Source organism: Streptomyces sp. NPDC031379 (genome assembly GCF_055569615.1).
This window is the reverse complement of sequence record NZ_JBVIIT010000022.1, coordinates 159966-184648: the sequence shown is the minus strand read 5'-3', so window position 1 is coordinate 184648 and position 24683 is coordinate 159966. Positions and strand designations below refer to the sequence as shown.

The 24683-nt window shown below is 71.7% G+C and carries 22 protein-coding genes and 1 tRNA gene; 7 read left to right on the top strand and 16 right to left on the bottom strand.

Translation table 11 applies throughout. The features are described from left to right. Positions 1–12 precede the first annotated feature (12 nt). Positions 13–765, top strand: coding sequence for a class E sortase (locus ACZ5CW_RS29510; protein WP_468606610.1), 753 nt, complete (start codon positions 13–15; stop codon positions 763–765). 4 nt (positions 766–769) lie between these two features. Here ACZ5CW_RS29510 and ACZ5CW_RS29505 read toward each other — a convergent pair whose 3' ends face one another. From ACZ5CW_RS29505 to ACZ5CW_RS29470, 8 genes are all read right to left on the bottom strand, one after another. Next, positions 770–1723, bottom strand: coding sequence for a hypothetical protein (locus ACZ5CW_RS29505; protein ID WP_468606608.1), 954 nt, complete (start codon positions 1721–1723; stop codon positions 770–772). A gap of 69 nt (positions 1724–1792) precedes the next feature. Beyond that, positions 1793–2188, bottom strand: a complete 396-nt coding sequence (locus tag ACZ5CW_RS29500) for a peptidase inhibitor family I36 protein (protein WP_468606606.1) — start codon at positions 2186–2188, stop codon at positions 1793–1795. Between the two features lie 275 nt (positions 2189–2463). Beyond that, on the bottom strand, positions 2464–4449 hold the full coding sequence (gene pknB / locus ACZ5CW_RS29495; RefSeq protein ID WP_468606604.1) for a Stk1 family PASTA domain-containing Ser/Thr kinase: 1986 nt from the start codon (positions 4447–4449) through the stop codon (positions 2464–2466). A gap of 170 nt (positions 4450–4619) precedes the next feature. Further along, the gene (locus ACZ5CW_RS29490) at positions 4620–6107 is read right to left on the bottom strand and encodes a peptidoglycan D,D-transpeptidase FtsI family protein (protein ID WP_468606602.1); all 1488 of its coding nucleotides are present in this window, start codon (positions 6105–6107) and stop codon (positions 4620–4622) included. Further along, positions 6104–7555 (bottom strand): FtsW/RodA/SpoVE family cell cycle protein, encoded by a 1452-nt coding sequence (locus ACZ5CW_RS29485; protein ID WP_468606600.1) that lies wholly within the window; start codon positions 7553–7555, stop codon positions 6104–6106. The genes ACZ5CW_RS29490 and ACZ5CW_RS29485 overlap by 4 nt, the downstream gene beginning before the upstream one ends. Positions 7556–7582: 27 nt before the next feature. Further along, the gene (locus ACZ5CW_RS29480; RefSeq protein ID WP_468606644.1) at positions 7583–9136 is read right to left on the bottom strand and encodes a Stp1/IreP family PP2C-type Ser/Thr phosphatase; all 1554 of its coding nucleotides are present in this window, start codon (positions 9134–9136) and stop codon (positions 7583–7585) included. A 132-nt stretch (positions 9137–9268) separates the two neighbouring features. Next, complete coding sequence (locus ACZ5CW_RS29475; RefSeq protein WP_468606598.1) at positions 9269–9805, bottom strand: FHA domain-containing protein FhaB/FipA; 537 nt, start codon at positions 9803–9805, stop codon at positions 9269–9271. A 10-nt stretch (positions 9806–9815) separates the two neighbouring features. Further along, entirely contained in the window at positions 9816–10670 is an 855-nt protein-coding gene (locus tag ACZ5CW_RS29470) for an FhaA domain-containing protein (protein ID WP_468606596.1), read from the bottom strand. Between the two features lie 445 nt (positions 10671–11115). On the opposite strand from ACZ5CW_RS29470, the gene ACZ5CW_RS29465 reads away from it, so the two are divergent. Then, positions 11116–11199, top strand: a tRNA-Leu gene (locus ACZ5CW_RS29465). Between the two features lie 75 nt (positions 11200–11274). Here the strand turns inward: ACZ5CW_RS29465 and ACZ5CW_RS29460 are convergent. Both ACZ5CW_RS29460 and ACZ5CW_RS29455 read right to left on the bottom strand, forming a co-directional pair. Continuing rightward, positions 11275–13695 carry an ABC transporter permease gene (locus tag ACZ5CW_RS29460; RefSeq protein WP_468606594.1) on the bottom strand — a complete coding sequence of 807 codons (2421 nt, stop codon included), beginning with the start codon at positions 13693–13695 and terminating at the stop codon, positions 11275–11277. Beyond that, positions 13689–14423, bottom strand: coding sequence for an ABC transporter ATP-binding protein (locus ACZ5CW_RS29455; RefSeq protein WP_468606592.1), 735 nt, complete (start codon positions 14421–14423; stop codon positions 13689–13691). The genes ACZ5CW_RS29460 and ACZ5CW_RS29455 overlap by 7 nt, the downstream gene beginning before the upstream one ends. 273 nt (positions 14424–14696) lie before the next feature. On the opposite strand from ACZ5CW_RS29455, the gene ACZ5CW_RS29450 reads away from it, so the two are divergent. The 5 genes from ACZ5CW_RS29450 to ACZ5CW_RS29430 all read left to right on the top strand — a co-directional run bounded on the left by ACZ5CW_RS29450 (position 14697) and on the right by ACZ5CW_RS29430 (position 19684). Then, positions 14697–15998: a sensor histidine kinase gene (locus tag ACZ5CW_RS29450; RefSeq protein ID WP_468606590.1), complete on the top strand. Its 1302-nt coding sequence runs from the start codon at positions 14697–14699 to the stop codon at positions 15996–15998. Beyond that, positions 15953–16630 (top strand): response regulator, encoded by a 678-nt coding sequence (locus ACZ5CW_RS29445; protein ID WP_468606588.1) that lies wholly within the window; start codon positions 15953–15955, stop codon positions 16628–16630. Before ACZ5CW_RS29450 ends, ACZ5CW_RS29445 begins: the two co-directional genes overlap by 46 nt. 138 nt (positions 16631–16768) lie before the next feature. Then, positions 16769–18256 carry a DUF2252 domain-containing protein gene (locus tag ACZ5CW_RS29440; protein ID WP_468606642.1) on the top strand — a complete coding sequence of 496 codons (1488 nt, stop codon included), beginning with the start codon at positions 16769–16771 and terminating at the stop codon, positions 18254–18256. A 236-nt stretch (positions 18257–18492) separates the two neighbouring features. Next, positions 18493–19305: a hypothetical protein gene (locus ACZ5CW_RS29435; protein WP_468606586.1), complete on the top strand. Its 813-nt coding sequence runs from the start codon at positions 18493–18495 to the stop codon at positions 19303–19305. A 49-nt stretch (positions 19306–19354) separates the two neighbouring features. Then, a complete protein-coding gene (locus tag ACZ5CW_RS29430; protein ID WP_468606640.1) occupies positions 19355–19684 on the top strand; it encodes a rhodanese-like domain-containing protein in 330 nt (109 codons plus the stop codon). Positions 19685–19801: 117 nt separating this feature from the next. Here ACZ5CW_RS29430 and ACZ5CW_RS29425 read toward each other — a convergent pair whose 3' ends face one another. The 6 genes from ACZ5CW_RS29425 to paaA all read right to left on the bottom strand — a co-directional run bounded on the left by ACZ5CW_RS29425 (position 19802) and on the right by paaA (position 24656). After that, positions 19802–20944: an acyl-CoA dehydrogenase family protein gene (locus ACZ5CW_RS29425; RefSeq protein WP_468606584.1), complete on the bottom strand. Its 1143-nt coding sequence runs from the start codon at positions 20942–20944 to the stop codon at positions 19802–19804. A 101-nt stretch (positions 20945–21045) separates the two neighbouring features. Further along, entirely contained in the window at positions 21046–22110 is a 1065-nt protein-coding gene (locus ACZ5CW_RS29420) for a 2Fe-2S iron-sulfur cluster-binding protein (protein WP_468606582.1), read from the bottom strand. Next, a complete protein-coding gene (gene paaD / locus ACZ5CW_RS29415; protein ID WP_468606580.1) occupies positions 22110–22637 on the bottom strand; it encodes a 1,2-phenylacetyl-CoA epoxidase subunit PaaD in 528 nt (175 codons plus the stop codon). Before paaD ends, ACZ5CW_RS29420 begins: the two co-directional genes overlap by 1 nt. Further along, the gene (paaC, locus tag ACZ5CW_RS29410; protein WP_468606578.1) at positions 22631–23350 is read right to left on the bottom strand and encodes a 1,2-phenylacetyl-CoA epoxidase subunit PaaC; all 720 of its coding nucleotides are present in this window, start codon (positions 23348–23350) and stop codon (positions 22631–22633) included. Before paaC ends, paaD begins: the two co-directional genes overlap by 7 nt. Then, a complete protein-coding gene (gene paaB / locus ACZ5CW_RS29405) occupies positions 23347–23634 on the bottom strand; it encodes a 1,2-phenylacetyl-CoA epoxidase subunit PaaB (RefSeq protein ID WP_014673816.1) in 288 nt (95 codons plus the stop codon). Before paaB ends, paaC begins: the two co-directional genes overlap by 4 nt. Further along, positions 23631–24656 (bottom strand): 1,2-phenylacetyl-CoA epoxidase subunit PaaA, encoded by a 1026-nt coding sequence (gene paaA / locus ACZ5CW_RS29400; protein WP_468606575.1) that lies wholly within the window; start codon positions 24654–24656, stop codon positions 23631–23633. Before paaA ends, paaB begins: the two co-directional genes overlap by 4 nt. Between the last annotated feature and the right edge of the window lie 27 nt (positions 24657–24683).

The window sequence follows — 24683 nt, the reverse complement described above, 5'->3', positions numbered from 1 at the left end:
GGCAGAGGAACTGTGGCAGCGACCGCCGACGAGACCGAAGAACACACGGACGCGTCCGCCCGGGAGCCCGGCCCGCGCCGGCGTCCGGGCCGGATCGCCCTGGCGGTCAGCGTCTTCGGTGAACTCCTCATCACGGTGGGCGTGTTGCTCGCCCTGTTCGTCGTCTACTCCCTGTGGTGGACGAACGTCATAGCGGACCGCAAGGCGGACCGTAAGGGCGACGAGGTCCGTGACCACTGGGCCCAGGCCACGGACTCCGGCCCAGGCGCGCTGGACACGAAGGACGGCATCGGCTTCCTGCACGTGCCGGCGATGAGGAACGGCGAGGTCCTGGTCGAGAAGGGCACGGACGAGGACGTCCTGAACGACGGCGTGGCCGGCTACTACACGGACCCGATCAAGGCCACGCTTCCCACCACCGGGAAGGCCGGCAACTTCACCCTCGCCGCCCACCGCGACGGCCACGGCGCGAAGTTCCACAACATCGACAAGCTGAAGAAGGGCGACCCGATCGTCTTCGAGACGAAGGACGACTGGTACGTCTACAAGGTGTACTCGGTCCTGCCCGAGACCACGAAGTACAACGTCAAGGTCCTGTCGTCGGTTCCCGAGGAGTCCGGCAAGGAGAAGGCCGGCCACTACATCACCCTGACGACCTGCACACCGGTCTACACGAGCCGCTACCGGTACGTGGTCTGGGGCGAGCTGGTCCGCGTGCAGAAGGTGGACAGCAAGCGGACGCCGCCCAGGGAACTGAACGGCTGACGGTTCAGGCCTGGTCCAGTACCTCGGCGGACTTCGCCAGGGAGTGCTTCCAGGAGGCGCGGTAGCGGGTCAGGGCGGATGCGCGCGTCGCGATCAGCTGGTTCTGGAACGTGGTCTCCACACGCTGCCAGGTCTGCACGTACGACTCCTCCCGCTTGCACCGGATGTCGGTCTCCGCGGTCTTGATCTCGATCCGTGAGGGCAGCTTCAGGAAATCCGGCCGGCCGTGCGGCACCCATCTCGGGTCGGCCGCCGCCTCGTGCGGGGTGGAGTACCGGTATCCGGCACGCCGCATGCAGGCACTCCAGGCGCGGTCCGCGGCGATCGCCCGGGCGTCCTTGCGCGTGCGTTCCCAGGCCTGCATCGTGATCTGCCCGACCAGGGAATTCCCGGCCAGCTGCTCGTCGGTAATACCGAGTGAACTGCTCGCCCGGCCCTGACAACCGCCCTTCGGGTCCTTCCGGGAACCGTCCGCGGATTCACCGCTGTACGCGGCCGTCATGACCGCCGTCATTTTCTTGTGGCGTTTCTCGTCGTCCCCGATGCGATCCTGGGCCTGCTTTCGTGTGACACCCAGGGCCGGCGGCAGCTGGTATCCGAACTCGGCGACCGTGCCTTCGCTCAAGACCCCGTACCGCCGTTCGTTCGGAGAGTGCGGCGTGCCGATGAGGGGCAGCGGGGCCGGCCACGAGAATCCCTTTTTCTTCATGCACGCCTGGGCGAGGGAGGAAGTCGCCCGGTCCAGGGTGTCCTGCTGCCGCACGGTGGGGATGTAGGCGTCGAGCGGAAGAAGGGGGACCTCGACTCCCGCGACCCGCTGGGTCGGCAGCGCCCCGCTTTCCGGGGCCGGCTGCCGGGCGGGGGAGGAACCGTCGCCGGAGCTGCACGCGGACAGGGACAGGACGAGGATCGTCGCTGCGGTCGCGGCACGTCGTGCGGTGATCGCTGACGGAAACATGGTGCTCCGGCGTGAGGGGGCGGGAAGACAGGGGGCGGGGCCGGTCCGGCCCCGCCCGGTGCCTCCTGCTTACGGGCAGGCGGTGTTGCTGACGAAGCAGTGCGAGGAGATCTCGCTGACGAAGCTCGAGGTGGCGTAGGCGCCGGAGGAGCCCTGGTTCACGGTGAGCGTGGTGCCGGTGTAGTTGGCGCCGAAGAAGAGCTTCACCTTGGTGTCGGGGTCCCGGTTCCAGGCGCTGGCGGCGTTGTTGTCGAGCGCCGTGGACGAGCCGTAGAACGTGCTGCCGCTGTAGGACGTCTTGCTGTAGAGCGTGTCGTACAGCGGACCTGCGCTGGACGAACCGCCGCCGACGTTGTAGTCCTTGCCGGCGCCGTCGACATTCTTGTAGAGACAGATCTCTCCACCGCTGGCGGATTCACATGTCCCGTTGTAGGAGCCGGCGAATGCGGGGGAACCGATAGCCATAATTCCGAGAATTGCCGGAGCGGCCACCAGCGCCTTGAGCGACTTCTTCATTTATGAGTCCCCTATCGCAGGGTGGGTCGATGAATTTCGCCACCCTTTCTCGCTGTGGATTCTATGGGTGTCGATGATCTTGAGAACAGTGGCGGCCGATGTGACCTGGATCACGCAAGTTATATGCCGTAATCGGCGCACTAAGTGGGAAAAGCCAGGGCTCCGGCACCCTGAGGAGGGTGCCGGAGCCCTGGCTGGATATTCCGGGAAGGACGTGGCAGGCGTCAGCCGTTGATGCCGCCGAAGATGCCGCCGGCGTCGCCGCCGCGGTTGTTGCCGCCCTGGTCCGCCGTGAACAGCGTGACGGTGTCGCCCTGGTTGGCGGGGCTGCCGGGAGCCGGGTTGGAGGTGACGACCAGGGAGTTGTCGTCCTGGGAGCCCTGGACGCTGACCTGGAGGCCCATGTCCTCGAGCTGCTTCCTGGCGTCCTTCAGGCGCTTGCCCGCGAGATCCTGCGGAATCTGGACCTGCTGGTTCTGCACCTTGCCCACGTTGAGCGCGACAGGCGTGTTCTTGGCGACCTGCTGGCCCCCCTGCGGGTTGGTCGAGATGACCTTGCCGTCGTCGTCGGGGTTGTTGGTGGGGGTGTCGTTGCAGGTGGGTACCAGGCCCAGCCCCTGCAGCTCGGTCTTGGCCTCCTCACAGGACTTGCCGATCACGTCTGCGGGCACGGTGACCTTCTCCTCCGCCTTGGCGACGGTGAGGGTGATCGCGGAGCCCTTCTCGACCTCCGCGCCGAGCTTCGGGTTCTGCTTCAGGATGGTGCCCGCCGGCTCCGTCGAGACCTCGTCCTTGCGCACGACCTTGAACTGGTACTCGTCGCCCTCCAGCGTCGCCTTGGCGTCGGCGAAGCTCTGGCCGAGGACACTGGGCACCGCGACCTTGGGCGCGCCGGTCGACACCACCAGCGTGATCGTGTCGCCCTTGTTCACTTCCGTGCCGGCCGGCGGTTCCTGGGAGCAGACGGAGCCCTTCGGCTGGTTCTCGCACGGCTTCCGCGTGGGCGGAGCCAGCTTCAGGTCGGAGTTCACCGCCATCTTCTGGGCTTCGGGGTAGGTGTGATCGACGAAGTTCGGGGCCTTGAAGGACTGGTCCGCGTTGCCTCCGCCGAAGGCCCACTTGCCGATCAGGATCGCGCCGATCAGGACCAGCACGCCCGCGACCACCAGGAGGATCGTGGAGGTGTTGGACTTCTTCTGCTGGCGGCGGCGGTCGGGGCGGTCGTCGTAGCCGTAGCCGTCGTCCGGGCTCATCGGCGGGAGCATGGTGGTCGCTCCCGCGCCGGCGTCCGAGCGCAGGGCCGTGGTCGGCTGGTCGTCGGGGTAGCCGCCGTAGCCCACCGCGCCCAGGGCGGCCGTGGCCGCGACCGGCTGGCCGTCGAGGCAGGCCTCGATGTCGGCGCGCATCTCGTCAGCCGACTGGTAGCGGTAGTTCGGGTCCTTGACCAGCGCCTTCAGGACGATGGCGTCCATCTCGGGCGTGATCTCGGGGTCGAAGACCGACGGGGACTGCGGCTCCTCGCGGACGTGCTGGTAGGCGACGGCCACCGGCGAGTCGCCCACGAAGGGCGGGCGCACCGTCAACAGCTCGTAGAGGAGGCAGCCGGTCGAATACAGGTCCGAGCGGGCGTCGACCTGCTCGCCCTTCGCCTGCTCGGGAGACAGGTACTGGGCCGTGCCGATGACCGCCGCGGTCTGGGTCATGGTCATGCCGGCGTCGCCCATGGCCCGGGCGATGCCGAAGTCCATCACCTTGACCTGGCCGTTGCGGGTCAGCATGACGTTCGCCGGCTTGATGTCGCGGTGGACGATGCCGCTGCGGTGGGCGTACTCCAGACCCTGGAGGATGCCGATGGTCATCTCCATCGCGCGCTCGGGCAGGAGCTTGCGGCCGGAGTGCAGCAGCTCACGGAGCGTGGAGCCGTCGACGTACTCCATCACGATGTACGGGATCGAGACCCCGTCGATGTAGTCCTCGCCCGTGTCGTAGACCGCGACGATCGCGGGATGGTTGAGCGAGGCGGCCGACTGGGCCTCCCGGCGGAACCGGGCCTGGAAGGACGGGTCACGCGCGAGGTCCGCGCGCAGCGTCTTCACCGCCACGGTGCGGCCGAGGCGGGTGTCATGCGCGAGGTAGACCTCCGCCATGCCACCACGGCCGAGCACCTGGCCCAGCTCGTACCGGCCGCCGAGGCGACGCGGCTCTTCCATAGCTACCTACCAGCCCTCTCCGTCGGTCTCGGCCGGCACATCCATGTGCGTCCGAGGCTGCCGTCCGGGCCTACCGTACCCGGCTCGCTTTGTATGACCTGGCCAAGCCCGTAACCCGATACAGGACCGGTATCGCAACGTGCATCGATGTGAAGGGGATGTGAGAGGTCTCACTTCTTGGAGTTGATGACCGCCTCCATCACGTTCTTCGCGATCGGCGCGGCCAGACCGCCGCCGGAGATGTCGTCGCGGTTGGCGTTCTCGTCCTCGACCACCACGGCCACGGCGACCGGCGAGCTGTTGTCGCCGACCTTGGCGTAGGAGATGAACCACGCGTACGGGTTCTCGCTGTTCGCGACACCGTGCTGGGCGGTACCGGTCTTGCCGCCGACGACGGCACCGGGGATCTGCGCCCGCGTACCGGTGCCCTCCTTGACGACCGTCTCCATCATCGACTGCAGGATCTGCGCGTTCTCCGGCGACAGCGGCCGGCTCAGCTCCTCCGGGTCGGTCTTGGCGACCGGGTCCAGGTTGGAGGACTGCAGCTCGTCGACCATGTACGGCTTCATCAGCTTGCCGTCGTTGGCGACCGCCGAGGCGACCATGGCCATCTGCAGCGGGGTCGCGGCGGTGTTGTACTGGCCGATGGAGGACAGCGCGGTCTGCGACTGGTTCATGTCGTCGGAGAACACCGAGGCGCTGGAGCGCACCGGGGTGAACTGCTCGGCGTCGAAGCCGAACTTCTTCGCCTCGGCCAGCATCTTGTCGTTGCCGAGGTCGGAGCCGATCTTGCCGAAGACGGTGTTGCAGGACACCCGCAGCGCCTCACGCATGGTGGCGTTCTCGCACGGGATGTTGCCCTCGTTCTTCAGCTGGGTCGTGGTGCCCGGCATGGTCCACGGCAGCGGGGACTCGGTCCTCTGGTCGGCCGAGGTGTACTTGCCGTTCTCCAGCGCGGCCGCCGCGGTGACCACCTTGAAGGTGGAGCCCGGCGGGTAGGTCTCGCGCAGCGCCCGGTTCAGCATCGGGTCGGCCGGGTTGTTCTTCTTCTGCAGCTTGTTCCACGCCTTGGCGTCCACGTCGGTGGAGTTGCCCGCGAAGGACGAGGGATCGTACGACGGGTAGGAGGCCAGCGCCAGGATCTTGCCGGTGGACGGCTCCAGGGCGACGACGGCGCCCTTGCCGCCCCGGGACTTCAGACCGTCGTACGCGGCCTTCTGCGCGGCGGCGTTCAGCGTGGTGACGACGTTGCCGCCCTGCTGCTCCTTGCCGGTGATCATGTCCAGGGTCTTGCGGAAGAACAGCCGGTCGTCGTTGCCGGTGAGGATGCCGTCGTCGAGGGACTCCAGCTGGGTCGCGCCGAAGGCCTGCGAGGCGTAACCGGTGACCGGCGCCCACATGGGGCCGTTCTTGTAGGTCCGCTTGTACTTCAGGTCGTTCAGACCGGTCTTGCTGGTCTCGGTGGACCCGGTGATCGGGTCGCCGTCCACGACGATGTCGCCGCGCGGGGTGGCGTAGCGGGCGATGGTGACACGGCGGTTCTTCGGGTCGTCCTTCAGGCTGTCGGCCTTGAGGTACTGGAGCCAGTTGTCCCGCAGCAGCAGGGTCAGGACGAGCAGGCCGCAGAAGATCGCGATCCGGCGCAGGGGCTTGTTCATGACGGGCGGACCACCTGGGTCATCTCGGCGTCGGGGTTGGCCGCGGGCGCGGGCGCCGGGCGTCGGGCGGTGTCGCTGATGCGGATGAGGATGCCGATCAGCGCCCAGTTGGCCAGCACCGACGAACCGCCGTACGCGAGGAACGGCATCGTCATACCGGTCAGCGGGATGAGGCCCATCACACCGCCGGCTACGACGAAGACCTGCAGCGCGAAGGCGCCGGACAGGCCGATGGCGAGCAGCTTGCCGAACGGGTCGCGGGCGGCGAGGGCGGTGCGCACGCCGCGCTCCACGATCAGACCGTAGATCAGCAGGATCGCCATGATGCCCGCCAGGCCCAGCTCCTCGCCGAAGGTGGCGAGGATGAAGTCGGAGTTGGCGGCGAACCGGATCAGGTCGGAGTGGCCCTGGCCCCAGCCGGTGCCCAGGGTGCCGCCGGAGCCGAACGCCCACAGGGCCTGCATGGCCTGCTCGGAGTGCAGGGTGCCGTCCTGGACCCCGGCCTGGCTCAGCTTGTACTCGCGCATCGGGTCGAGCCAGGCCTGCACACGGGTCTGGATGTGCGGTTCGAAGCTCGCCACGCCGACGGCGCCGACCGCGGACATCAGCAGACCGAAGACGATCCAGCTGGTCCGCTCGGTGGCGACGTACAGCATGATGACGAACATTCCGAAGAACAGCAGCGACGTACCGAGGTCGGTCTCGAAGACCAGGATGAGGATCGAGATCGCCCAGACGACCAGGATCGGGCCGAGGTCGCGGCCGCGCGGCAGGTACAGGCCCATGAAGCGGCGGCTGGCGAGGGCCAGGGCGTCACGCTTCACCATCAGGTAGCCGGCGAAGAAGATGGCGAGGACGATCTTCGCGAACTCGCCGGGCTGAAGCGATCCCAGGCCGGGGACCCTGATCCAGATCTTGGCGCCGTAGATGTTGGCCCCGAGTCCGGGCACCAGCGGCAGGATCAGCAGGACCAGCGCACCGAACATCGAGATGTAGGTGTAGCGCTGCAGGACACGGTGGTCCTTCAGGAAGATCAGCACGACGACGAACAGGGCGATGCCCAGCGCGGTGTACAGCAGCTGGCGGGGCGCGGCCGTGACGAAGTTGGGCAGCGACTGCAGCAGCTTCGACTGGTCCAGCCGCCAGATGCACACCAGCCCGAGCCCGTTCAGCAGGGTGGCCAGCGGCAGCAGCAGCGGGTCGGCGTACGGGGCGAACTTCCGCACGCCGAGATGGGCGACACCGGCCAGCAGGCCGAGACCGAGGCCGTAGCTCAGCAGTCCCGCGGGCACCTGGTCGTTGAGGGCCAGACCCACGTTGGCGTAGGCGAACACCGGGATGGCCACGGCGAAGACCAGCAGGGCCAGCTCGGTGTTGCGGCGGCTCGGCGCGCCGATCGCGCCGATCGTGGACGTGTGGTGCGTCGGCGAATTGGAAGTACTGCTCATCGTGTGACGGGGCCTCTCACGGCGTGCTTACTGCTTGCCGCACTGATCGACGACCTTCTGCTCATCCTCGGAGAGGCTCGGGCCGGGGTTGGGCGTGGCGGTCGTGGACGGTTTCGGAGACTTCGAGGGCGAGGTCGGGGCCGTCGTCGAGGACGACGGCTTCGACGGGTCGGGCGTCGGTGATGCCTTGGACGTGAAGGAGGTACGGGTGGTTCCCGTGGTGCCTCCGGCCTCGCCCTGCCCCGTCTTCGCGTTCTTCTCGCTCTCGGCCGCCGTGCGCTCCGCCTGCTTCCGGCACGCGGAGGCCTGCACGGTCAGTGCCTCGATCTTCGTCTGGGCCTGCTTCAGACCGCCCGCCGCGATCGTGTTCTTGACCTGCTTCTGCTGGTAGGGCGGCAGGTACTTGAGTTCGATCTCGGGGTGGTCCTTCTCCACCTCCGACAGCGAGACCCACGCCAGGTCCTGGCTGATCCCGCGGTACAGCGCGACGTGCTCGTCCTTGACGCCGACGTAGTACTGCGTCTGCGTCCAGCGGTAGCCGCCGTACAGGCCGCCGCCGATGACGGCGAGGGCGAGACCGCCGTAGAGGGATCTCTTCAGCCACTTGCGCTGTTTGCGCGGCTTGGTGAAGTCGCCGTCGGCGTAGTCCTCGAAGCCGCCGGCCGGGACGTACCCGGTGGTGTCGCCGGAGCCGGGCGGCCCGAACTCGCCGCCTCCGTGGCCCTGACGGCCCAGGTGGGAGGCGCGGCCGGCCGGGGTCTGCATGATGCCGTTGTCGTGCAGGTGGTGCTGGTTCTCGGCGACGGCGCCGACCACGACCGGCTGGTCGGACAGCTGCCCGGCGAGGGTGTCACCGGTGTCCAGGTCCAGGACGTCGGCGACGATGACGGTGATGTTGTCGGGGCCGCCGCCGCGCAGCGCGAGCTGGATCAGCTCCTGCACGGTCTCCTGCGGGCCCTGGTAGCTGGCGAGGGTCTCCTCCATCGTCTGGTGGGAGACGACGCCGGACAGGCCGTCGGAGCAGATCAGATAGCGGTCGCCGGCCCGGACCTCGCGGATCGACAGGTCGGGCTCGACGTGCTCGCCGCTGCCGAGGGCGCGCATCAGCAGGGAGCGCTGCGGGTGGGTGGTGGCCTCTTCCTCGGTGATCCGGCCCTCGTCCACGAGCCGCTGCACCCAGGTGTGGTCCTGCGTGATCTGGGTCAGCACGCCGTCCCGCAGCAGATACGCGCGCGAGTCGCCGACGTGCACCAGGCCGAGCCGCTGCCCGGTCCACAGCAGGGCGGTCAGGGTCGTCCCCATGCCCTCGAGCTGGGGGTCCTCCTCGACCATGGCCCGCAGCTGGTCGTTGGCCCGCTGCACGGCCACGCCGAGGGAGGTCAGGATGTCGGATCCGGGCACGTCGTCGTCGAGCGTGACCAGGGTGGAGATGACCTCGGAGGAGGCGACCTCGCCCGCCGCCTGGCCGCCCATGCCGTCCGCGATCGCGAGCAGGCGGGGACCGGCGTAACCGGAGTCCTCGTTGCCCTCCCGGATCATGCCCTTGTGCGATCCGGCGGCAAAGCGCAGTGACAGACTCATGCGCACCTCGCCCGTCGGCTCCGGGTACAGCCGGTCGTGTCGAGCCACACTGCCCACCCTCCGGTCGGGAGCGCGCCGGAGACCGGGTGGCGGCCTGCCGCTGCGTGCTCGCTCCGCTCGCTCATTGTCGTACTACTTCCGCAGCTCGATGACGGTCTTGCCGATGCGGATCGGCCCGCCCAGCGGGATCGGCGTGGGAGTCGTCAGCCGGGACCGGTCCAGGTACGTGCCGTTGGTGGAGCCGAGATCCTCGACGATCCACTGGCCGTCGCGGTCCGGGTAGATCCTGGCATGGCGGCTGGAGGCGTAGTCGTCGTCCAGCACGATCGTGGAGTCGTGCGCCCGGCCCAGCGTGATCGTCTGGCCCTGCAGCGCGACCGTGGTGCCGGTCAGGGTGCCCTCGGTCACGACCAGCTTGGTGGGGGCGTTGCGGCCGCGCCGGCCGCCGCCGCCCTGCTGGCCGCGCTGCTGCGGGGGCGCGGCCTGCTGCCGGGGCGCCTGCTGCCGGGCCGCCTGCTGCTGCTGGCGCCCGGCCTCCCTACGCGATCCGCGCTGGGTGACGCGCGTACCGAACAGGTCGCTCCGGATGACCTGCACGGCCACGATCACGAACAGCCACAGTACGGCCAGGAAACCCAGCCGCATGACCGTGAGGGTCAGCTCTGACATTGCCCCCGCTTCACCCTTCGGCTTGCCTATAGATAACGGTGGTGCTGCCCACGACGATCCGCGAGCCGTCGCGGAGCGTAGCGCGGGTGGTGTGCTGCCCGTCCACCACGATGCCGTTGGTGGAGCCGAGATCCTGGATCGTCGAGGGCGTTCCGGTCCGGATCTCGCAGTGCCGGCGGGAGACGCCGGGGTCGTCGATCCGCACGTCGGCTTCGGTGCTGCGGCCCATCACCAGTGTCGGGCGGGAGATCTGGTGGCGGGTGCCGTTGATCTCGATCCAGTAGCGGGTGCGCCCGCCGCTCATCGGGGCGGCCGCGGGCCGCTGGGTGGCGGGCTGGGGATAGCCGTAGCCACCGGGGCGGGCGCCGGGCGGCGGCGCGGAGGGCATCGGGGGGGCTCCGGCGGGCGCGGCCGGCGGGTGGCCGTAGCCGCCCGGGGCGCCCTGACCGGGGCGGCCGGCCGCCGGGGCGGCGGGGGCCTGCTGGCTGCTGGAGGAGGCCAGGGTGCGCGAGCGCACCCGGTACAGGCCGGTGTCCAGGTCGTCGGCCTTCTCCAGGTTGACCTTGATCGGGCCCATGAAGGTGTAGCGCTGCTGCTTTGCGTAGTCGCGCACCATCCCGGCCAGCTCGTCGCCGAGCTGCCCGGAGTAGGGGCTGAGCCGCTCGAAGTCCGGCGTGCTCAGCTCCACGATGAAGTCGTTGGGTACGACCGTGCGGTCACGGTTCCAGATGGTGGCGTTGTTGTCGCACTCCCGCTGGAGCGCGCCGGCGATCTCCACGGGCTGGACCTCGGACTTGAAGACCTTGGCGAAGGTGCCGTTCACCAGACCTTCGAGACGCTGCTCGAACTTCTTCAGGACTCCCATGGGGCACCTCCTCCGTCGCTGCCGTTGCCTTGCCCTGCTGTGTGCCGCTGCCTTGCCGGGTACTGCGGGTACTGCTCACTGATCGTATCTACGCGCCCGGCAATCAGCCGGTTCCCCCAGCGGCTCCCCTTCGAACTCCTCCCCGGAACTCGTCCGGGAACTCCTCCGGGGACCCGCTCCGGGACCTCTTCCCGGCATGGATCGTAGAGGGGGGCGAAGTCCAGTGTCCCGCACCTGGCTGTGCACCCGGTCCGTCTCCTGCGGAGATGGCCGGGACCGGTACGAGGTTGATACGTGAACCGGTACTCCTTGATACGCGAGTGGGCGGCGGGATGCGGGCCGGGCGGCGGGGAAGGGATGTGAACCCACCCCGTACGACGTGCTAATGTTCTGGATGTCGGAAGGGGCCAGCCCGAAAGGGCCGAAGCCGGAAGACACACCCAATGCGCGGGTGGCGGAATAGGCAGACGCGCTGGATTCAGGTTCCAGTGCCCGCAAGGGCGTGGGGGTTCAACTCCCCCCTCGCGCACACAAAGGCCACGGGCCCATCGTGAAAACGGTGGGCCCGTAGTCGTTTTGTGCCCCTTTCCTTGTGAGGAAGCTCTCAGGCGCCGCGACGGCGCAGTGAGACGGCGGCCGGGACGGTCGCGGCGCTCACGGCGAGCAGCGCGCAGGCGCCCACCGTGGAGCCGATCACGGTCCAGGGCACCCGCACGACCACAGGGGCCGACAGCAGATGCAGGGCGGCCGTGATCCCGGCGAGGTGCAGGGCGGCGGTGAACAGACCGAGCAGGGTGCCGACCGCTGTGACCGTCAGCGCCTCCAGGGCCACCAGCCGCAGCAGTTGCCCTCTGGTCGCTCCGGTCAGCCGCAGGCCGGCCAGGTCGCGCAGACGATCCCGGTGCGCCATCACCATGGTGTTGGTCACACAGATCCCGGTGTAGGCGAGAGCGATGCCCAGGACCAGCACCATCCCGAGCCGGGTGACGCGGTCGCCGGCCGGGTGACCGGCCTCCACCCACTGCTGCCCGGTGCGGACCCGGCCGTACGCCTCCCGTACGGCCGCGCGCAGCCCCGCGGCCACCGCGGCCGGGTCCGCGCCCTCGGTGACGGCGACGTCGACCCGGTCCACGGGGGCGCCCGGGGCGTTGCGCCGGGTGACGTACACGCCGTTGTCACCGGTTCCGGTGGCCATCACCGCGGCGATCCGCAGGGTGCGCCGGGTGCCGTCGCCGAGCCGGACGGTGACGCGTGAGCCGACGGTGTGCCGCTGCCACTCCTCGTTGACGATGATCGAGTCGTCGTCGAGGGCGCGGACGTCCCCGGCCGTGAGCGGCAGGCGGGTGGTCGCGGCGAGTCCGGCCGGGTCGGCGGCCCGGGCCCCGGACCTGATCAGGGCGACACCGTCCTCCAGGACGTACACCTCGTCCGACGCGGTCGCCGACACCTCGGCGCCCGGCACCGCCCGCAGCCGCCGCAGGGTGGCCGCGTCGAAGCCCGCCCCGGCCGGCGGGCTGACGACGAACGCGGCGGTCGTCCGCGCGTGCGCCTCGGCGGCCCGCGCCGCGTCCAGCGTCGCGGTGGTGCCCGGCAGCGCGGCCGCGAGGGCGACCGTGACGAGCACGGGCGCGGCGATCGCCGCCGTGCGCCGCACCGCGCCCGCCGCGCTCTCCCGCACCAGCAGACCCGTGATGCCGGGCAGCCGGACCAGCGCGCGCACCAACGGCCGCACCAGGGCCGGTGCGAGCAGCGCGACCGCTCCCGTCACCAGCATCGGGCGGCTGACGTACGACTTGCGGTGCAGCAGCTCACCCGGTTCACCGGCCAGCGCCGCCGCGAGGGTGACGGCGGCCGTCAGCAGCAGCGCCCCACCTGCGATCCGGCGGCCCCAGGTCGTCGCACGGGCGTCCACGTCGGCTTCGCGCAGCGCCTGCAACGGGCCGATGCGGCCCGCCCGTCGGGAGGCGGCCAGCACCCCGCACAATGCGACGAGCAGACCGGTCCAGAAGGCCAGGTGGTACGGCCAGCCTTGGCCACCGGGGCGGAACCAGGGCGGGGCGAGGCCCTCGGCGACGACCCGGGCGATCAGGAGCGGCGCCAGACACCCGCCGAGCGCGCAGCCCGTGGCCGAGGCGAGCGTGCCGACCAGCAGCGCCTCGGCGGTGACCAGCCGCCGGACCTGGCCCGGGGTGGCTCCGGCGGCGCGCAGCAGCCCGAACTCCCGGCGCCGTTGGGCGACCGCGAAGGCGAACGTCGACGCCACGACGAACACCGACACGAAGGCGGCGACTCCGCCGGCCGTGCCGAACAGGGCGTTCAGCGCGGTCAGCGCCTCCCGGTCACGGGCGGGGCCGGGCTCGGCACCGCGGCGCCCGTCGCCGGTGAGGACCCGGGCTCCGGTGCCGCGCACCACCTCCGTCACGGACGCCGGCTCGACGTCCGTCACCAACTGGGTGCTGACCGGGGCCAGTTCGGCCGCTCGCGCGTCGGTGTAGAAGACGGCGTGCTCGAAGTCGCGTCCGGGGACCGTGCCCACCACCCGCACCCGGCCGCGGTCGGTGCGGAGCCGGGTGCCCGGGCGGGCCCAGTCACCGGTGACGACGACCTCGTCGGCGCGGCGGGGGGCGCGGCCGGCGTCGAGGCCGTAGCGGGCGAAGGGCGCGGTGGACCAGGGGTGTCCGACCAGTTCCGCCGGTCCTCCGTCCGCTCGTACAGGGAACGACCGGTCCTCGACGACGGTTCCCAGCCGCCGCAACTTCTCCACGACGGCGGCGGGTACGGGTCTGGGCCGGGCCAGTTCCCGGACCCGGTCTCCGGTAGCCGTGGGCACGCGCAGGGTGCCGGCGCCCTGGACGACGACCGGAGCGGCGGCGAACCGCTGCGGTGTGCGGTGCGGGGCGTCCAGGGAGGCGGCGAGGGCCAGGCCCGTCACGGTGAGCAGGGCGGTACCGAGGGCCAGGGCGACGAAACCGCCCACGAAGGCGGATGCCCGGGCACGCAGCGTGTGCAGGGCGAGAGTCAGCATGCGACGGCCTCCAGGCGTGCCGTGCGGGTGGCGATCGCGTCCGCGTCCGCTCCGGCGAGTTCGCCGTGCAGCCGCCCGTCGACGAGGAGGACGACCCGATCCGCGTACGAGGCGGCCACCGGGTCGTGCGTGACCATGACGACGGTCCGGCCCTCACCGGCCATGCCGCGCAGCAGGTCCAGCACCTCGTGGCCGGTACGGGAGTCCAGGGCCCCGGTCGGCTCGTCACCGAAGAGGACCTCCGGGCCGGTGACCAGGGCGCGTGCCAGGGCCACGCGTTGCTGCTGGCCACCGGAGAGTTCGGCCGGGCGGTGCCGTGCGCGGTGCGCGAGACCCACCTGGCCGAGCACCTCGCGGACCCGCGCGCGGGAGGGGCGGCGGCCGGCCAGGCGCAGGGGCAGGGCGACGTTCTGCTCGGCGGTCAGATACGGCACGAGGTTGAACGCCTGGAAGACGAAGCCGATGCGTTCGCGCCGCAGCAGGGTCAGCCGGCGCTCGCTCAGCTCCGTCAGCTCCGTGCCGCCGACGATCACCGATCCGGAGGTGGGCCGGTCCAGGCCCGCCGCGCACTGCAGCAGGGTCGACTTCCCGGACCCGGACGGGCCCATGACGGCGGTGAAACTTCCTCGCGGGAAGGCGAGCGTGACCTGGTCGAGTGCGGTGACGGTGCCGGCGCCCGTTCCGTGGCGCCGGGTGAGGCGGTGCAGGGCGATCGCGGGCTCGTTCATTCGATTCCCTTGGGTGAGAGGTTGGTCGGTGGGGGAGGTGGAGGAGGTGGGGGCGTGGAGGGCTGGGGGTGGAGGGCCGGAGACGTGGAGGAGCGGCCGGTCGGGCGGCTGGTCGGGGCCTGGGGCCGTTCCGTCTCCGAGGTCCACGAAACCGTCCGGGTGTGCCGCTGCGCAGTGCGCCAGGGCCGACACCTGGGGTAGGGCCAGGCATACCCCCGGACCTCCCCCTGGACGGATGGTCCGGTCCCGTGCGCGGCCCCTACGGTGATCCGCATGCAGCCCTCCAGGAACGTGTGGCAAGCCCTCACCCGGCCCGCCTACGCGCTGTCGGTCTGGCCCTGGCGGTCGGCCGCCTACCTGTGCACGGGGGTGCCGGCCGGCGCCGTGACCCTCGTGGCGATCACCGTCACCGTGGTGGCCGGCACCGCACTCGCCGTCGTTCTGGTGGGCCTCGCGCTGCTGGTGGCCGCGGCGCTCGCCGGCATCCCGGTGGCCGCGGTGGAGCGGCGCAGACTGCGCCTCGTCGAGGCCGTGCCGGTCCCGGACCGGCACCGCGCGCCGACGGACACCGGTCCCCGGGCCTGGCTGGCGACCAGGCTGCGCGAGCGGGCCACCTGGCGGGAACTGGGGTACGCCCTGCTGTTCGCCGTGGTGCTGTGGCCGGTCGACGCGTTCGCGGTCGTACTCGCCCTGGGCTGTCCGCTGTCCCTGGTGGCCGCCCCGCCGCTGATGGCGACGGTCGGCGAGGGCCGCGAGGTGAAGGTGCTCAAGCTGTGGACGCTCACGGGGTGGCCGGAAGCCCTGGGGGCGGCCCTCGCGGGACTGGCCCTGCTGGTGTGCGGGGCCTATCTGCTGGGCGTCGTGGCGGGCGCCCGGGCCGCGCTGACCCGGCTGCTGCTGGACCCCGGTCCGAGCGCGCGGGTGGTCGAACTCACCCGTTCCCGGGTCCGGTTGCTGGACGCCTTCGAGGCGGAACGCCGGCGCATCGAACGCGACCTGCACGACGGCGCCCAGCAACGGCTCGTCGCCCTCACCATGACCCTCGGGCTGGCCCGGCTGGACGCGCCGCCCGGACCGCTGGCCGACCAACTCGCCAAGGCCCACCAGGAGGCGGGCCTGGCCCTCGCCGAACTGCGCGAGCTGATCCACGGCATCCATCCCAAGGTCCTGACCGACTACGGACTCCAGGCGGCCGCGCTCGACGCCGCGGACCGCTCCGACATCCCCGTGGACGTCGACCTGGATCTGCCCGGGCGGCTGACCCCGGCCGTCGAGTCCGCCGCCTACTTCGTCGTCTGCGAGGCGCTCGCCAACGTTTCGCGGCACAGCGGCGCCGTACGCGCGCGTGTACGGGGCGAACACCGGGACGGGAGGCTCGTGCTGGAGGTGCGCGACGACGGCCGGGGCGGCGCGCGGGCCGGTGCGGGCAGCGGGCTGACCGGGCTCGCCGACCGGGTGTCGGTGCTCGATGGCACACTCACCCTGTCCAGTCCGGTGGGCGGACCGACCCTGCTGCGTGTGGAGTTGCCTTGCCAGCCTTGCGAGCCCCGGGAACCGGCCGAACGCTCCGCGTAGTCCTCGCCGAGGACAGCGTGCTGCTGCGGGAGGGCCTGATCGGGCTGCTCGGCCGGTTCGGGCACGAGGTGGCGGCCGCGGTCGGCGACGCGGACGCGCTGCTCGCCGCGGCCGACGAGCACGACCCGGACATCGTCGTGACCGACGTCCGGATGCCGCCCGGCTTCCAGGACGAGGGACTGCACGCCGCCGTCCGCCTGCGCACCCGGCGGCCGACGCTGCCGGTGCTGGTCCTCAGCCAGTACGTGCAGCGCGCCTACGCCGCCGATCTGCTGGACTCCGGGGACGGCACCGGTGTCGGCTATCTGCTGAAGGACCGGGTCGGCCAGGTCGAGGAATTCGTCGCCGCGCTGGACGAGGTCGCCGACGGCGGCACGGTCGTGGACCCCGAGGTCGTACGGCAGTTGCTGCGCCGTCGCCGTGACCCGCTGGAGCGGCTCACCCCGCGCGAGCGGGAGGTGCTGGCGCTGGTCGCCGAGGGCAGGTCCAACGCGGCGATCGCCCGCCGCCTGGTGGTCTCCGAGGCAGCCGTCGGCAAGCACATCGGGAACATCCTCACCAAGCTGGATCTGCCGCCGGCCGAGGAGACGCATCGGAGGGTGCTGGCGGTGTTGGCGTTCCTGAGGGCGTGAGGGCGTGAGGGCCGGGGGACCGGGGGGCCGGGGGCGGTGTGCGGCCGGGGCGGGGCGCCGGGCGGTTTTCCCCAGGCATCGAGTTGTCCACAGGCTCTGACGCGTTTCGGCCACCCGCTGTACGGTCTCCCCGAGTTGATGTACGTACCGACGCCTGTTCGGGGGCGCGCGGATAGTTCGGGGGAGGCGGTCGCGGTGGCCGGAACCGGTGTGGACGTGGGAGACGCGGCGGGCCCGGGGGCGGGCAGGCTGCCCCGGGTGCGCGGATTCGCCCGGTGGCCGGCGCAGGGATCCCCCAAGGAGGAGGGCAAGGCGCTCCGCGCGAGCGTGCCGCGCGCTGCGCACCGCGCCCTCGACCTGGACGCCGCCCGCCCCGACGCGGTGAGCGCGGTCGAGGAGTCCAACGCCGGCCGCATCCCCGAGCTGACCGCCATGAGGGTGGGCCGGATGGCGGCCGGGCCCTTCGCCTTCCTGCGCGGATCCGCCGGACTCATGGCGTACGACCTGGCCCGCACCCCCATGACCAGGATCGGAGCCCAGATCTGCGGTGACGCGCATGCGGCCAACTTCGGCCTGTACGGCGACGCCCGCGGTGACCTGGTGATCGACCTCAACGACTTCGACGAGACCGTGCACGGTCCCTGGGAGTGGGACCTCAAGCGGCTCGCGGCCTCGCTGGTGCTCGCCGGGCGGGAGGCCGGCGCCGACGAGGACACCTGCCGTGCGGCGGCCCAGGACGCGGTCGGCGCCTACCGGCGCACCATGCGGCTGCTGGCCAAGCTGCCCGTGCTGGACGCCTGGAACGCCATCGCCGACGAGGAACTGGTCTCCCACACCGACGCCCACGACCTGCTCGGCACACTGCAGCGGGTCTCGGAGAAGGCCCGGGCCAACACGAGCGGCCGGTTCGCGGCGAAGTCGACCGAGACGGTTCAGGACGGCGGACGCCGGTTCGTGGACGCACCGCCGGTGCTGCGCAGGATCCCGGATGCCGAGGCCGCACAGGTCGCCGCCTCCCTGGAGGCGTATGTGCACACCCTCAGCGAGGACCGGCACCCCCTGCTCGCCCGGCACGCGGTCCACGACGTGGCCTTCCGGGTGGTCGGCACCGGCAGCGTCGGCACCCGGTCCTACGTCGTGCTGCTCCTCGACCACCGCGAGCAGCCGCTGGTGCTCCAGGTGAAGGAGGCCCGCCCCTCGGTTCTGGTCCCGCACCTGCTCACGGCCGGTTTCGAGGTGCCGCCCGGGGAGCACGAGGGCCGCCGGGTGGTCCTCGGGCAGAAGCGGATGCAGGTGGTCAGCGACATCCTGCTGGGCTGGACCACGGTCGGCGGCCGGGCCTTCCAGGTGCGCCAGTTCCGCAACCGCAAGGGCAGCGTCGACCCGGCCGCCCTCGCCGCCGACCAGGTCGACGACTACGGCCGTATGACCGGCGCCCTGCTGGCCCGCGCCCACTCGCACAGCGCCGACCCGCGGCTCATCGCCGGCTACTGCGGCAAGAACGAGGAGCTGGACGAGGCGATGGCCGGCTTCGCCGTCGCCTACGCCGATCGCACCGAGGCGGACCACGCGGAGCTGGTCGCGGGGGTACGGGCGGGGCGGATAGCGGCCGAGACGGGGGTCTGAGCGACAGCCGCCGGGCCGGGGGGAGAGGGCGGTCTCGCAGAGGCGCGGGGAACGGCACGCCCGGCCACGGCGGGCCGGCGGCCGCCGGCCGGGCGCCCGCCCCGTGGCGAGGTGCCGGCCCCCTCACCGCGAGACCCGGTACGGGCCGTCGCCCCGGAAGCGCGAGACCCGGTACGGGCCGTCGCCCCGGAGCCTCGGTTCTCGGTGCGGGCCGGGCGCAGCGCTACGCTGGTCGCGTGACGACCCCGGAAGCCGATCAGACCCAGGCACCGCGGCCCGAGGAACGGCTCGAGCAGGCCGTCCGGGCCGCCGAGCAGGCGTTGATCGAGTACGAGATCGCGGTGGAGACCTTCCGCGTCGAAGTCGAGAACTTCTCCCGGCTGCACGATCAGCGACTCGGCCCGCTCTACGTCCGTATCGAGCAGCTGGACGCCGAGATCGCCGAGGCGAAGGCCGCCCTCACCCAGGACCCCGAGGACATCCGGCGTGCCGCGGAGGCCCGCGCCTGGGTGCTGCCGATGCCGGGTGTCGAGGAGCTGCTGCACGGCTGGATGGACGGTGACGGCCTGTACCCGGAGGCCACCGCCATGCTCACCGACCAGGCGGTACGGCCCCCGCAGCGGGTGCGTCCCAGCGAGGAGGCCCGCAAGCTCTACCGGGAGCTGGCCCGCAAGGCCCATCCCGACCTGGCGCAGGAGGAAGAGGAGCGGCAGCGGCGCGAGGAGTTCATCACCCGCGTCAACGCCGCCTACGCCCGCGGAGACGAGACGCTGCTCCAGGAGCTGGCCGAGGAGTGGGCGGCCGGCCCGGTGCCGTCCGAGCGCCACCCGAGCCCCGCCGAGGAGCTGTACGCCCGCCTCGAATGGCTCTCCCAGCGCAAGGAGCTGCTGACCCTCGTCGCCCGCGAGCTGGAGGACAGTGCCATCGCCGGCATGCTCCGCCTCGCCCCCGACGACCCCGACGGGCTGCTCGACGAGATCGCCGGCAAGCTGCGCGCCGACATCGCCCAGCGCGAGGCCGAGCTGGCGGACCTGCTGGGGCAGGGCTGAGCCGGACCCGGCTTCGGGTAGCGTCGGAGACATGAATTTCGGAGCTGGTGTGCCCACGGTCGGGGTCGCGGACCTCAAGGACGGCGACTTCCTGCTGGACGTCCGCGAGGACGACGAGTGGCAGGCGGGTCACGCCGAAGGGGCGCTGCACATCCCCATCAGTGAGTTCGTGGCCCGCTACGGCGAGCTGACCGAGGCCGCTCCGCAGGACGGCCGTGTCCACGTCATCTGCCGCTCGGGCGGCCGCTCGGCCCAGGTCACCATGTACCTGGTCCAGCAGGGCATCGACGCGGTCAACGTCGACGGCGGTATGCAGATCTGGGAGGCCGCGGGCCGCCCGGTGATCACGGACGACGGCAAGCCGGGCTTCGTCCAGTAGACCGCCGACGGCGGCCGCGCCCGATGCGTGGCGGCCGCACACCGGTCGTGAGCCGGCCGCACAGCGCGCGGCGGGCGCCCGGCGACCGGTGCCCCGTCGGGGACCGCGGCCCCGCGATCAGGCGAGCGGGTGTGCCGCCAGCAGGTCCCCGAGCCGCTCCTCGTACGCCGCGGCCGGGCCGAGCGCCAGCTCCAGGTGCTTGGCCCAGGCGTGATACCGGTGCAGCGCGTAGTCGGTGTCGGCACCGAACCCGCCGTGCAGATGCTGCGCCGTCTGCACCACCCGGCGCACGCCCTCCGCCGCCCAGATCTTCGCCACCGCGACGTCACCGGCGGCGGGCAGCGCACCCGGCGTACCCGAGGCGATCCGCCACGCGGCCTGCCACAGGGTGGCCTCCATGGCGCGCAGGTCGATGTACCGGTCCGCTGCCTGCACGGCCACGGCCTGGAAGGTCGCGATCGGATGCCCGAACTGCTCCCGCTTGCCGGTGTACTCGCTGGTCATCCGCAGCACCCGCTCGCCCAGCCCGAGTGCCAGCGCGCAGGTGCCGGTCGTGAGCAGCGCGTGCAGCCACTCCCACGCGCCGTCGGCCTCGATGACATCCGCCCCGTCGATCCGCGCGGACGCCAGGCGCAGCTCGGCGAGCCGCTCCCCGCTGGTGGACACCTGCTCGGCCAGGGTGACCCCGTCCGCCTCGCGCGGCACGAGCGCGAGCACCGTCCGGTCGGCGCCGGTGCCCTCGAGGTGCGCCGGAACGACGACGAGGTCCGCGTCGTACGCCCACGGCACCGCCGTCTGCGCGCCGTCCAGCACCCAGTCCGGGCCCTCCCGCCGTGCGGTGACGGCCAGCTCGGCCGGATCGTGGCCGGTCCGCCCGTTCGCCGCGACGGTCAGCACCAGCTCACCGCGGCCGGCCCGCGCCAGCAGGCGGCCCGCCGTCTCCGCCGTGCCATAGGCCTGTACGGCCGCCGCGGCGGCGCTGTGCTCCAGCAGCGGCACCCGTGCGAGCACCCCGGCGGACTCCCGGAGCACCAGGCACAGCGCGATCGCGTCGAGGCCCGCCCCGCCGTGTGCCTCGTCCAGGAGCAGACTCAGCAGGTCCGTGCCGGCGAGCCGGGCCCACAGCTCCCGGTCGAAGCCCTCGGCCACGGCACCGACGGTGAGCGCCGGGCTGGGCACCGCGTCCGGTACGACGTCGGCGAACACCCCCCGCGCCGCCTCGGCCGCCGCCCGCTGTTCCTCGGTGAAGGTGAAGTCCACGGCCTGTCCTCCCGGCGGATCCGGTCGTCTGACGGTTGGTCCGGCAGTTCGCCTGACGGGCCGTCAAGATAGAACAGGTTCTAGGAGAAGGGAACGGTGCGTCAGCGGTCGAAGTCCAGCTCCACCTTCTCCGTCACCGGGTGCGACTGGCAGGCCAGCACATACCCGGCCTCCGTCTCCTCCGACTCCAGCGCGAAGTTGCGGTCCATGCGGATCTCGCCCGAGACCAGGAAGGCCCGGCAGGTCCCGCAGACCCCGCCCTTGCAGGCGTAGGGCGCGTCGGGGCGGTTGCGCAGGACCGTCTCCAGCAGCGACTCCCCCTTGCGCACCGGCCAGGTGCCACCGCGTCCGTCGAGCCGGGCGGTGACGGTGCTGTGCGCGGGCGCCGGGACGGCGGCCGCCGGTGGGGATCCCGCGTCCACGTGGAAGATCTCCTGGTGGATCCGGGACCGGTCCACGCCCAGCCCGCGCAGCGCCTCCTCGGCGCCCCGCACCAGCCCGAACGGCCCGCACAGGAACCACCCCGCCACCCGCTCCACCGGCAGCAGCGCGGGCAGCAGCCCCGCAAGCCGTTCCCGGTCGAGCCGGCCGGAGGGCAGGCCCGCCTGCTGCTCCTCCCGGGAGAGCACGGTCACCAGCTGAAACCGCTCCGGGTAGCGGTCCTTCAGGTCGGCGACCTCCTCCAGGAACATCGTCGAGGCGGCCGTACGGTCGCCGCGTATCAGGCAGAACCGGGCCTCGGGTTCGCGTGCCAGCAGGGTCGACACGATCGACAGCACCGGGGTGATGCCGCTGCCGCCGACGACCGCCGCGTACAGGCCCGGGGCCGGCTGGAGGGTGAAGCGACCGGCCGGGGTCATCACCTCCAGCTCGTCGCCGACGTTGATCTCCTTCAGCGCGTAGGCGGAGAAGGCCCCGCCCTCGACCAGCCGCACACCCACCCGCAGGGTGCTCGGTCCCTCACCGGCCGGGTCGGGGGCGGGGGAGCAGATCGAGTACGTGCGCCGGATCTCCGCGCCGTCGACCCGGCGGCGCAGCGCGAGGTGCTGGCCGGGGGCGTGCCGGTACTCCTCGCGCAGCCCGGGCGGGACGGTGAGGGTGAGGGCGACGGAGTCGTCGGTGAGCCGGTCGACCGCGGCCACCGGGAGCGGGTGGAAGCGCGCCATCACAACTCCTTGAAGTGGTCGAACGGTTCACGGCAGGCAAGGCAGCGGCGCAGCGCCTTGCAGGCGGTGGAGGAGAACCGGCTCAGCAGCTCGGTGTCGGCGGAGCCGCAGTGCGGACAGCACACCGGAGCGGCCTGCGCGTCCTGCGTCCGGGTCGGGCCGAGCGCCAGCGGGACCGGGCCCACGGTGTGGCCCACGCGCGGGGGAGCGATGCCGAACTCCTGGAGCTTGTGACGTCCCTCGGGTGTGATGTCGTCGGTCGACCAGGCGGGCGCGAGCACCGTGCGGACGGTGACCTCGCGCATGCCGTGGGCGCGCAGCACCCGCTCGATGTCGAGAGCCATCGCCTCGATCGCCGGGCAGCCGGTGTAGGTGGGCGTCAGGTCGACCTCGACCGTGTCCGGCCCGGGCACGCGCACCGAGCGCACCACGCCCAGCTCCCGGAGGGTGAGCACGGGCAGTTCGGGGTCGGGCACCGAGCCGGCCAGCTCCAGCAGCTCCGCCTCCAGGGCGGTGGCGGTCACCATGACGCCCCCGGGTGGCTGCGGTGCAGGTGCTGCATCTCGGCGAGCATCCGCCCGAACGGCTCGGTGTGCAGGCCCTGCCGTCCGGCGCCCGCGGCCCAGGCCCCGGTGCGCGGCCCCTCGGGAGGAGTGAGACCGGCACGGCCGAGGACGTCCCGGACGGACTGGAGCCACCGCTCGGCCATGAGCGTCCAGTCGGCGTCGAGGCCCTCCACCGGCTGGAACATCTCCCCGGTGAACCGCCACAGCGCGTCGCAGGCGCGCTGCATCCGCTCGTGACTGGTCTCGGTGCCGTCGCCGAGCCGCAGTGTCCACTGCTCGGCGTGGTCACGGTGGTAGGCGACCTCCTTGACCGCCTTGGCGGCGAGGGGCGCGAACGGGCCGTTCCCTGCGGCCAGTTCGGCGTAGAGGAGCTGCTGGTAGGTGGAGAAGTACAGCTGGCGGGCGATCGTGTGGGCGAAATCGCCGTTCGGCTGCTCGACCAGCTGGAGGTTGCGGAAGGCCCGCTCCTCGCGCAGATAGGCCAGTTCGTCCTCGTCGCCGGCCATGGACAGCAGCACGCGGGCCTGGCCCAGCAGATCGAGGGCGATGTTGGCGAGAGCGACCTCCTCCTCCAGGGCGGGAGCGTGTCCGGCCCACTCGCCGAGGCGGTGGGAGAGCACCAGGGCGTCGTCGCCGAGGGCGAGCGCGGCGGTCGCGGGGACGGTGGCGGTCACAGGTGCTTCACCCCTTCCGGGATCTCGTAGAAGGTCGGGTGCCGGTAGGGCTTGTCCGCGGCCGGTTCGAAGAAGGGGTCCTTCTCGTCGGGCGAGGAGGCGGTGATCGCGGCGGCCGGGACGACCCAGATCGAGACGCCCTCGCCGCGCCGGGTGTACAGATCGCGGGCGTTGCGCAGGGCCAGCTCCGCGTCGGGTGCGTGCAGGCTGCCGGCGTGGGTGTGGGAGAGGCCCCGCCTGGAGCGTACGAAGACCTCCCACAGGGGCCAGTCGGTGGTGCTCATGCTCGCGCTGCTCCTGTCTCGTGTCCGGTCTCACCGGTGCCGGTGTGCTTGGCCGCGTAGGCCGCGGCCGCTTCCCGTACCCAGGCGCCCTCGTCGTGGGCGCGCCGGCGCTGGGTGATGCGCTGTTCGTTGCAGGGGCCGTTGCCCTTGAGGACGTCCCAGAACTCCGTCCAGTCGATCGGGCCGAAGTCGTGGTGTCCCCGCTCCTCGTTCCACCTCAGCTCCGGGTCGGGCAGGGTGAGGCCCAGGGACTCGGCCTGGGGGACGCAGATGTCGACGAAGCGCTGGCGCAGCTCGTCGTTGGAGTGGCGCTTGATCTTCCACTCCATGGACTGCGCGGAGTGCTGGGACTCGTCGTCGGGCGGGCCGAACATCATCAGCGACGGCCACCACCAGCGGTCCACCGCGTCCTGGGCCATCGCGTGCTGTTCCGGGGTGCCTTCGCTGAGGGCCAGCAGCAGCTCGTAGCCCTGGCGCTGGTGGAAGGACTCCTCCTTGCAGATCCGCACCATGGCGCGCGCGTAGGGGCCGTAGGAGCAGCGGCACAGGGGGACCTGGTTGGTGATCGCGGCGCCGTCCACCAGCCAGCCGATCGCGCCGACGTCGGCCCAGGTCAGTGTCGGGTAGTTGAAGATCGAGGAGTACTTCTGGCGGCCGCTGTGCAGCTTGTCCAGCAGCTCGTCGCGGCTGGTGCCGAGGGTCTCGGCCGCGCTGTACAGGTACAGGCCGTGGCCGGCCTCGTCCTGGACCTTGGCCATCAGGATGGCCTTGCGCCGCAGGGAGGGCGCGCGGGTGATCCAGTTGGCCTCCGGCTGCATGCCGATGATCTCGGAGTGTGCGTGCTGGGCGATCTGCCGGACCAGCGTCGCGCGGTAGGCGTCGGGCATCCAGTCGCGCGGTTCGATGCGCTCGTCGGCGGCCACGGCCGCGTCGAAGGCGCGCTGGTAGGCCGTCGTGTCGACGGTGTCCGGCGCGCCGTCCGCCTGTGTGCGGGCCGTGCGCTGCGCGGCTGCTGTGGCCATGCGGTCCCCCTGACCTCGGGCTCTGCG